This window comes from Flavobacterium seoulense (assembly GCF_000695795.1).
In the GTDB taxonomy this organism is placed as follows: Bacteria; Bacteroidota; Bacteroidia; order Flavobacteriales; family Flavobacteriaceae; genus Flavobacterium; species Flavobacterium seoulense.
In genome coordinates, this window is sequence record NZ_JNCA01000051.1 from 1 (window position 1) to 1,824 (window position 1,824).

Annotated in this window: 1 protein-coding gene; it reads right to left on the minus strand. The window is 30.5% G+C overall.

The window, feature by feature from the left end; genetic code table 11:
* Positions 1–1,491, minus strand: a 1,491-nt coding sequence (locus tag FEM21_RS16025; protein WP_035662734.1) for an alpha-glucuronidase family glycosyl hydrolase, incomplete at its 3' end; no start/stop codon positions are given.
* Positions 1,492–1,824 lie beyond the last annotated feature (333 nt).

Genomic DNA, 1,824 nt, shown 5'->3' on the forward strand with positions numbered 1-1,824 from the left:
ATTTAAATAAGGATTCCAAGCTAATCTCCCAAACCCGTACCAGTTTGCCTGTCCAAATGGATGTCCTGTCCAGTTTAGATCATTTCCTATGTTTGCAACTCCTGCAATTCCTGTAATTTTATTATTATACAATGTACCGTCAATTACTTTGGCGACAGTAGAGCCTTTACCTTTTGTATAGGTGTCGGATTCTAAAACCTCCTGATATAGTTTAGGTAAGTAAACTAAGTGGGTACTAAAGCCTAAATACTCTTGGGTAATTTGAAATTCCATCATAGTATTAGTTTTTGGCATAGCGCCAAATAAAGGATGAAAAGGTTCTCTAGGTTGAAAATCTATAGCACCATTTTTGATTTGAACGATGACATTATTTTTGAATTTTCCGTCATAAGGTGCAAATTCACTGTAAGCTTGTTTTGCTCTGTCATCAGCGTCATGTTCTGAATAAACAAATGCACGCCACATTACGATTCCTCCAAATGGAGCTAAAGCATCAGCAAGCATATTAGCGCCATCAACATGATTTCGACCATAATTTTGAGGACCAGGCTGTCCTTCAGAGTTTGCTTTTATTAAAAAGCCACCAAAATCAGGGATTTTAGCATAAATCTCCGCAGCTTTACTTTTCCACCAATTAATTACATTGGGATCTAGAGGATCTGCAGTTTTTAACTTACCAATCTCTATAGGTGCAGAAAAACGTGCTGTTAAATATACTTTTAACCCATAAGGTCTAAAAGCTGTTGCTAATGCTTCCACTTTTTCTAAGTATTGTGGAGTTAATATTAATGCATTGGCATTTACATTGTTAAGGACAATTCCGTTAATGCCTATTGATGCATTAGCACGGCCATAATCGATGTAACGCTGATCAATAAAATCAGGTAGTTTATGCCAGTCCCACAATGAAAAACCGGCATATCCACGTTCAACAGTACGGTCTAAATTGTCCCAATGATTCAATATTCGAACATCTATTTTAGGAGAGTCTACTATCGTTAAGTTTTCTATTGATTTATTTGTTTGGATTAATCTTAAAAAATTGAAAACACCATACAATACAGCTACATCATTTTCTCCCGTGATCACAATATTTTTTTTGCCTTTAGTAATTATGGTTTTAATAATATAACCCTCTTTATTTATTTTTTGGAAATCAGATTTTAAGCTTTGTTGTAAATTATCATTTAGAGCTAATTTATTTCCTATTATAAGTAAATTGGTTCCATCTGTGTTAGTTTTATATTGAATTTTATGAGCTAACATACTTTGCAGTCCTAGTTCAAGTTCAGTAGTAATAGCTTTTGAAGTATCTGAATTGCCTAATATCACAACTCCTTGAATAGAATTTAGGTATTTAGTAGTTAAAGAGATATTGTTTTTTGGTTCATATTGTAACCATAATTTGTAATCTTTTTGTGCTGTAGACGTAAAAGATATAGTATGGATGGCTATTAAATAGATAACAGATTTTATTTTTCGTATTTTCATATCTTTTACAATAACTTTTTTGATTATATGATATAATATTTAGATAAAAAGATAAAATATCGTAATAATTAGATGGAATAAATATATTTATATTCGCAATCGGTTGTGTAAAAGTATTGTTTTGTTGTTTAAGAAAAAAATTTTTACAGTATTTTTTTCTTATTTTAAAATACTACTTCATATATAAAATAAAAATTTAATAAAATAAAAGCTAATTTATTTAGGTTTATTGGAAGATTCGCGAATGATTACTTCAGTATTTAAGAAAGTAATTTCTTTGACATCGTCTTTCTTATCAGATTTTAAATTTTTTAAGATAATGTAAGCAGAAGC